The organism is Candidatus Bathycorpusculum sp. (assembly GCF_009778815.1).
GTDB lineage: Archaea > Thermoproteota > Bathyarchaeia > Bathyarchaeales > Bathycorpusculaceae > Bathycorpusculum > Bathycorpusculum hydrogenotrophicum.
In genome coordinates this window covers 1-8,229 of the sequence record NZ_WRFL01000087.1, presented here as the reverse complement: position 1 = coordinate 8,229, position 8,229 = coordinate 1, and the positions used below count along the sequence as shown (strand labels likewise).

At 37.3% G+C, this 8,229-nt stretch carries 7 protein-coding genes; 6 read left to right on the top strand and 1 reads right to left on the bottom strand.

Going from position 1 to position 8,229, the window contains the following annotated elements:
• The 3 genes from FWF39_RS11320 to FWF39_RS11310 all read left to right on the top strand — a co-directional run.
• Positions 1 to 569, top strand: a 569-nt coding sequence (locus FWF39_RS11320) for a tetratricopeptide repeat protein (RefSeq protein ID WP_343383547.1), incomplete at its 5' end; no start/stop codon positions are given.
• Positions 557 to 1,423, top strand: coding sequence for a glycosyltransferase (locus FWF39_RS11315; RefSeq protein WP_343383546.1), 867 nt, complete (start codon positions 557 to 559; stop codon positions 1,421 to 1,423). The genes FWF39_RS11320 and FWF39_RS11315, both read left to right, overlap by 13 nt.
• Before the next feature lie 366 nt (positions 1,424 to 1,789).
• Positions 1,790 to 2,572: a phosphorylase gene (locus FWF39_RS11310; RefSeq protein WP_343383545.1), complete on the top strand. Its 783-nt coding sequence runs from the start codon at positions 1,790 to 1,792 to the stop codon at positions 2,570 to 2,572.
• 108 nt (positions 2,573 to 2,680) lie between these two features.
• On the opposite strand, the gene FWF39_RS11305 is transcribed toward FWF39_RS11310, so the two are convergent.
• Positions 2,681 to 3,973: a hypothetical protein gene (locus FWF39_RS11305; RefSeq protein WP_343383544.1), complete on the bottom strand. Its 1,293-nt coding sequence runs from the start codon at positions 3,971 to 3,973 to the stop codon at positions 2,681 to 2,683.
• An 821-nt stretch (positions 3,974 to 4,794) separates the two neighbouring features.
• On the opposite strand from FWF39_RS11305, the gene FWF39_RS11300 reads away from it, so the two are divergent.
• From FWF39_RS11300 to FWF39_RS11290, 3 genes are read left to right on the top strand one after another with little or no spacing between them, the layout of a single operon-like run.
• Positions 4,795 to 5,829: a PDDEXK nuclease domain-containing protein gene (locus FWF39_RS11300; RefSeq protein WP_343383543.1), complete on the top strand. Its 1,035-nt coding sequence runs from the start codon at positions 4,795 to 4,797 to the stop codon at positions 5,827 to 5,829.
• The gene (locus FWF39_RS11295; RefSeq protein ID WP_343383542.1) at positions 5,804 to 6,919 is read left to right on the top strand and encodes a hypothetical protein; all 1,116 of its coding nucleotides are present in this window, start codon (positions 5,804 to 5,806) and stop codon (positions 6,917 to 6,919) included. Before FWF39_RS11300 ends, FWF39_RS11295 begins: the two co-directional genes overlap by 26 nt.
• On the top strand, positions 6,897 to 7,847 hold the full coding sequence (locus FWF39_RS11290; protein WP_343383541.1) for a hypothetical protein: 951 nt from the start codon (positions 6,897 to 6,899) through the stop codon (positions 7,845 to 7,847). The genes FWF39_RS11295 and FWF39_RS11290 overlap by 23 nt, the downstream gene beginning before the upstream one ends.
• The last annotated feature ends 382 nt before the right edge of the window (positions 7,848 to 8,229 follow it).

Genomic DNA, 8,229 nt, shown 5'->3' with positions numbered 1-8,229 from the left:
TATTAGGTAAAAATCATCCCGACACAGCAACCACATACGACAACCTTGCAGGCGCCTATTATGGCCAAGGGAATTATGCGGAAGCCTTAGTGTGGTTTGAAAAAGCTCTAACTATTCGTGAGAAGGTATTAGGTAAGGATCACCACGATGCTGCAACTACATACCATCACATCGCAAACATTTGTCGTAAACAGGGGAATTATGTGAAGGCCTTAGAGGGGTATGAACGGGCTCGAACTATTCGTGAAACAGCTTTGGGCAAAAACCATCCCGACACAGCAACCACATACGATTGTATTGGACTATTTTACTATGAACAGGGGGATTATGCGAAAGCCTTGGAGTGGTATGAGCGGACACTATCTATTCGTGAGGCGGTGTTGGGTAAAAACCATCCCGACACAGCAACCACATACTACAACATCGCAAATGTCTCCTATGGGCAGGGGGATTATGGTAAGGCCTTAGAGTTAGCTGAGCAGGCTTTAACTGTCCATGAAAAGGCATTAGGAAAGAGCCACCCGGCCACTATTTCTGTTTACAAATCCATCTCGGAATGGAAGACATAACAAAAATGTTGCATATTTCAATAGTTATAAGTACCCATAATAATTTTACCTATAAAAATGGTTGTCTTGAATCTGTCATTTTAGCTATTAATAATCAAATCAACATAAATTTTGAGACCATTATTGTTGACACTGCAAGTGATGAAAAAAATATCAAGTTTCTACAGAGACTACATAAAAAAAATCCTAAAATTAAAGTTATTTACAGTATAATTAATAATGTATCTGTGGGACGAAATATTGGGGCTAAAGCGGCAAATAGTGAGCTTATATTATTTTTGGACGACGATGTATTGCTACCTGAAAAAGACATATTGGAACAGTTAGTCAAACAAGCAAAAAATAAAGAATACGGTTTGTCTGCAACTAGACTCTGGACTTTTAAAGGTTGGTACCAAAAGAATAAAAAATTTCTCAACGAAAAAATAACACAAAAAGCATGTGATTATGCAATACCGACATCAGAGCCTAATCCAGAAGTTCGGAGAAAGAAAAATGACCGACATCTTATACGAACATATATCGGTAATTTTGGTTTTATAAAAAAATCGGCTTTAATCGATGTCGGATATTGGGATGAATACTATGAGGGATACGGGAGAGAGGACAATGCGATGGCATTTAAATTATATATGAAATATGGTAAACCTGCGATATTAGAGGAACTATGTGTCATACATGTATGGCATGAAATAGCTAAAGAAAAATATGAGCAACTTGAGAAGAATAAAAAGATTTTTGATCGCTTGTTAAAGGAGAATAGGATTGAAAAGTTCCATATCGGCCGAATTCTATACAATAAAGATGATGTGGTTGAATTTATAGACAGGAACCAAGTTAATCCATCCACATAAAATCACTACCTCAGATAACCTGAAATAATCACAGCCTTTTGCTATGCAAGTGCCGCCTTTGAAATCAAAGTTATCATGAGAAACTCGTTTTCAGATAACTCAAAGAGCAAATGATAAGAAGAAAATATAGGGTCATCATTAAACGACTTAAAGGGAAAAAGAAGTTAGCGTAAAGTTATTTTTGGCCAGCAAGAATATGTCACCAGAAAAAGTATAACACAACCCCCTTTTGTCGATTGGATCGTAAGACGATTGTTTTTTATCGACAAGGTTTATAGAACTGGAATCAACCGACCAGTATAACACAGAGTAAGCAGTAGAGGGGATGGCGAAATCAGCATAGCTTATGACGATTTTATTGAGGCAATGAAAAAGTATGGCTCAACTAAACGAGATATTTGTGTTCATGGAGTAGGTATTGAACCTGAATTAGTTCAAGAAAACATCATCATAGCGCCGTGGTGGGAACCATCGATATTACCGTCTCTTGGACGAGCGGTTTACCTCAGTGCACCAGATTTTACTTCAACAAAGGTTTGGAATATAGAGAATGGCGACATAAAAATGACGTACATAAAAACTGGAGCTGGTGCACCGGTCATAATGGACGCGTTACTATCGTTAGGTGTAACAAAATGTAAAAAGATAGTTTTTATCGGCTCAGTCGGATCATTAGATGAGAACATCAATATTGGCGATATTGTCATTCCTCAATACTCTATTTGTGGTGACGGCGCAAGCAGATATATTTCTTCAGAAAATTTACTTCAAGATGTATTCGGAAAAGTGGCATATCCTGATGGCCTGCTCTTTGAAAAAGCAAGATCTATAACAAAAAAAATTTGTGAAGAAAACAAAGTTAATTGGCATATCGGACGAACATTTAGTATAGATACAGTATTCGCGCAATTTGCGCATATAGACTATATTTTAAGGCAAGGTTGTAATGTAATTGAAATGGAAACCGCCGCGGCTTTTGCTGCAGGTAAACTTATGAAACTACCGATAGTAGCACTTTTTAGCGTATCTGATAATTCCGTTTTGAAGAAATCATTAGTTAGTGGTAGAACAGAAAAAGAGATGAATTATAGAAAGTTCACACGACAAGAGTTGTTCCCAAAAATTATTTTGGCAGTCTTTCAAAAATGATATTTTACCCTACACTATCATCTGTTGATAGAAACAACAAAAATAGCTATGTTTTGACGACGTAAACAATCGTCCGTTGGATCCAAATAAATATTCATATTCAGGGTCTCAAAAGAAGGATTGCCGTGGATATCCCATAGCTTCGACATTCGCGGCCCAATTGGTTTCAATGGCATTGGAAACCCAACCTTGGCGGCAAATTTTTGGATTACAATGCTCAGCGGCAAGCCTGTGGTAGAAATAGAACGTTCCCAAAGCAATTTTTATGCGTTCCAAATCGGGTGATAGTTTGGTCTGCAAGACATTTCCAAGCGCCATATCAGACCGATTGCAAAGTAGAAAATCCGGATACTCAGTCCCATCAGCACGCAAGACCCGATGAAGCAAGGCGTTGTAACAATTCGCGAATGGCTTGGGGGTATGCAGAAAATAGGAACCACTGCTGTTGTCAATATGATGAAAATTCGTTTTTTCCCGAAGGAACAAATCAAATCCAGGTATATTAACCGCTAACTTGTTAACATCCTGTACCGTCTGTGCCATTCGCTTGTCCATGGATCCGGAATCGTAGTGTTCTACGATATCAATATCAGGCGCAATAGGCCTGAACTGTATGTTAAATTTCTCTTGCGCAGATTTGGACATAGATAAATAACGTTTAAACCAGTCCTGTAAAAATATGGGGATACTCTCGATATTTTCATCGCGGAACAGAAAGCCTATGCCCACAAAAGATATGTCAGAGTCGAGGAAGTGCTCGATATTATGTATGCATGCATCGTACATGTCAACGCCTTTTATGTATTTGTATTGCTCTCTGTTAATCGCGTCAACAGATGTTCTCTGCCAGTCATAGCGATTATACCAATCTCCTTCTGGGATAAAGGTATTATTGTTGATTAATCCAAGCTCCATATCTGGGTCTATGCTTTTGAAAAGGGCCGTAACGTCGTTGTGAGTCTTGCCTTGGCTTTTATAACAATTTGGCTCACCTCCGCCTGTGACTGTAATCGCTTTCGGGCAGAGCGTCTCAATATACTCCTGCAGAGCGCTGAATGGAAGGGTTGCGTTCTGCTTTTTTCGGTAATGACAGTGGATACAGGTCAAATTGCATACATCGGTTATATGGCACTCAAGAAGGCCCGTCTGATAACAAAACAACAAATCACTTTTGATTTCCTCCAACGGCATACCAGATATAGCAGAAAGTGTTTCGAGTGCGCTTTTTACAGAAATCTCTCCAAAATGCAGTTTTTCAAGCATACACTTTATTTCCAGCCAATGCTGGTTGTCTTGGGTAATGCCTAGTTTCTTTATAATGTGTATTTTTTCCTTTGCCAACGGGATATGGTTTATTACACAATTTTTATTGCGCAAAAAGTTATTTACGATTTGTTTCATGTTATATTCTCCGGTGTTCCCGCGGTTTATTTATGTATTTTTTTGCTTTCACAGCTGGTTTTTTATTTCCAAAAGATATAGAATATGTTTGTTCTTTGCTCCCGGTGATTTGGTCACTGCAGTTGATAAAATACTTGAACCTGCTGAGCAAGTCATCAATGATGAATGTATAACCAAATTCAGTATCGTTCGCAGATCTAACATTCAGGTTATATCCATACATAATAAACCATTAACATCCATACCGTAATATATGCCTAACTCAAATAAACGACAAAAATGCTTTTAATTCGGATATGATTTGATATCTGATATCCAATGGAATGTACAGATTCTATCGTTTTTTAATCGTTACCGCAGAGTTGATACCTTTTATTTCCATAACTACGCTTTGCGTTAAGTAGTTTCCAATACTGAAAGAGAAAAAGGGGTTGGGCGAAAAAATTTGCTGATGGCGATGTCGCCATGGAGGGTTTAGTGCGAATCCAACATCCAGTGCAAATCGACGGGGAGTGTGTCCGGCACCTAACGCAACCATGACAAGAAATAGTGCTCAATTCACCAATCACATACTCCCAAGCGTGCCAAATATGGCAAAAACATTTTGACGACACTGCCGGCAAAATTGATGACAAGATATGGAAAAATTTGGTTGAAAAAATTAGCAACCATTTGGAAAACAGAAAAGCAAAATACACCAACAAAACCACTAAGTAATGTCGATAAAATAAAATACTACTTGAAACCTATTTCTCTTGTGTAAAATCTGCTTATCAACAAAACTCGCAGCACTGCCGCGAGTTTTAGAAGAGGACAACAATATGCCTAACGAATTAGCCCAAAAATGGGCCAAGGAATTCAACGAATTACTTGAAATTTACGAAAAAGCAAAAGCAAAAGCTGACTATACAGTCAATAAAATCGTTGTTGATCTGTATTGGGAAATTGGCAAATATTTAAGTGAAAAAGTTAAAACTGAGGGGTGGGGCAAGGCTATTGTTAAAGAATTTTCTGATTTTATGCAAAAACATCACGCGGGGCCTAACGGATTTTCAGCCTCAAACATGTGGCGAATGAAGCAGTTCTATGAAACCTATAAAGAAAATGAAAAGCTCGCAGCACTGTCGCGAGAAATCAACTGGTCCAACAATATGATTATAATGGCAAGAGCAAAAACTAGCCAAGAACGTGAATTTTATTTAACATTGGCAACAAAAAACAAGTATTCAACGCGTGAATTAGAACGTCAAATTAACGTTTTAATGTTTGAACGCAAAGAAATCTCAGACCTTGTAAACAAACAATATCTCTACAAAAGTGAAGGCTTAAAGGCTTTGCGTGACAGCTACACATTGGAATTTGCAGATTTACCTAAAAAACATAAAGAAAGCGATTTACAAAAAACGATTGTTGCAAATTTGAAGGACTTTATACTGGAATTCGGCAAAGATTTTTCATTTATAGGTGAAAATTATCGGGTACAAGTTGGAAATTCAGATTTTTTCATAGATTTGCTATTTTTCAACAGAGAATTGTCATGTCTTGTGGCGATCGAGCTTAAAGTTGACAAATTTAAACCTGAACATATAGGTCAAATGCAGTTTTACTTAGAGGCGCTAGATAGAGATATTAAGAAACCTAACGAAAATCCAAGTGTGGGGCTTATATTGTGCACCGATAAAGATGCCGCCGTTGTTGAATATGCCCTTAGCCGCAGTATGACCCCAACACTTGTAGCAGACTATCAACTACATTTACCTGATAAAAAAGTTTTAGAAAAAAAGCTACGAGAATTACAAAACACAATTGAAACAGACGAAAAAGAGGTGTTTGAAGAAAGTGTTACTGGGGAATAACATCCAAAAAACGGCAGAAAGGACAAATGTAGACACAGGTCAGTTGGCAAGCACTGATTTAGAAATTTCAGAAACAAAAACTAATATTGAGTTCTATCTAGGCGAGGATATTCTACAGGGTGAGAAAGTTCCATTTTATTTGTTATGGAAAGATAATTCTATCGACAAAATTAAATTACAATATACTGGTTTCAAGTCTATTGTTCGTTTATTCAATGTGAACGAATATGAAAAAATTGACGGAGGAGCAATCATAAGGAAAGAAGCTCTAAAGTCACCTGGATACCTCGGAGGAACACTTTCAACAGCAACAGCAACAGCTCTTAATGAGAGCCCATCTCAGCAAGCATGTTTGGTTATTGACATAGAATACTCCAATGGCACTTCTATATCGCTGAAAGAAGATAGAATATTACATTCCGCTCGAGCATTCCTTATCAATCAACCATCTCCAATCAGCGTTCCCATAAAAAAGAACCAAGAATGCATAAAAATCAACATAGAGGGTGCCGCCAGCGTAAACATAGATATCTCACAATTAAAAGGGGGTTTAGAATTAAAACTGCCTCCAGAAGTTCTAACAACAATGGAGAGATTTGCTATGGCAGTTATTGAAGGCATGGAAATACTAAAGAAGGAGTACCCCCAGCATTCAGAACTACTCTCATTGTTCAAAATGGAAAATCAAGAGAATAAATCGTTCAATCAACTTATGAAGTTGATTCAACATAAAATGGAGAAAGTAAAGGAAGACAAAGGCTTCACAGAGGCATTGGCTTATGTTTATGTTTCAGCGATTATGGAGCAACAGAAAGTCAAGGATTCTATTCTGATTCCAATGTTTGAATACCTAGAAGCTGGAGCAACCACCAAGGCTTTTCTTATCTCTCCGTTTTTATGTGTTGCAGTTCCCAAAGGTGGAGGAACATTGAAATGCACATTGAGATTTTATGATCTTTTAAGGCATAATTGTGTTAAACCAATAAAAATAAGAACGCATTTGATGGCAACAGAGGACACTTTAGTTCCATTGAAAGAGCTTATACAATTCTCAAGAGGAAATGAAAATGACAACAGTAAAAGATGTTAAAGAGCTTCTTGAAATAGGAAAACAGGTGTCCGCTTATATTAAGTGTGATAAAGAAGATTCACTTAGACTAGAATGCATGAATTCTATTGGAGTCTATGAATCGACAGTCACCGTAGGTAACGCTTTTTCCAGATGGGTCAACAAATTAAGTAAGAGGCCATTCAAGTTTGATAGCAATGGTGTCTATAACGTAAAAATTCATGCTCTAAAACCTGTTCTAAGGGAAATCACTAATGAAGTTAAAACTGAATGTAACAACCAAATTGCAATTGATTTTAGAAAATGCTTAAATTTAGAAATGTTTCGGATAGAAATTCACTACCGAATGAATGAAAGCTCACTAAATGCGTTAGTTCATCAACGCTCTTCTCCTGAACCATTTAAGGATGGGAAAAAATACCATCTTTCTGCTCAACTGATAAGTCCTCGGAGTCTAACCCATGGTTTTTCATCAGTTGATGTTAAAGATTACCCCGTAACTGCACGCATTCATATACAAGAGAGCATAGACGTAGCTTTGCCCTCTACGAAAATTTTCAAGCAAATAAGAAAAATTGAAGAGGAATTACTCAGCGATCAAGATCCTCATGCAGTAAGTAAAACCCTTCAATTACATAGACAACATAGAGAATTAAAAAAGCGCTTTGAACAGGAAAAACCAATGCAAGCTCTCAGAGAATTATTAATTTTTCTAAGACCGGAAAAATTTCTAAATTATGTAAATGTAATTGATGATTTTAGACTTCACAAATGCAAATGGGGTAGCGGACTCATGGAAGTTGCCAGTAACATCTCACTTCCACAAGAAATGGATATAATGACAAGAACAGATTTAAGTTTAGACAAACCAGCAGCTAAAGGAATCTTAGAGTATCAAGAGACAGCCTTCGCACAAGAAGTCAAAAAAATACTTAACCCAGAAAGTTAGCATATTATCACCATGATAAAGCAAAAAAGTGAAGGTTTGGCGTCATCGTCATTAGGCGTATGTTAAACCCTGCCCTCGGCACCACTACAGCCTTTGGAATATGCACACAACAAAAATTTCGCTTACGAAAAAGATCAATCTCGACTTTTTCACCATAGCAACAATGAAGTTCAAAGCCTTCTTCAACTACAGGGAAAATGAAAGATAAGAAAAACTTGAGCTCAATAGTTTCTAACGCTAAAATAGAAAAAGGGGTTGAGCGAAAAAATTTGTTAATGGCGACGTCGCCATGGAGGGTTTAGTGCGAATCCAACCCCCTGCACTCTTTATAAAGAAACTACAACTGGTTTGTCCAAATGGCGATAAAGCCAAATAATGATTT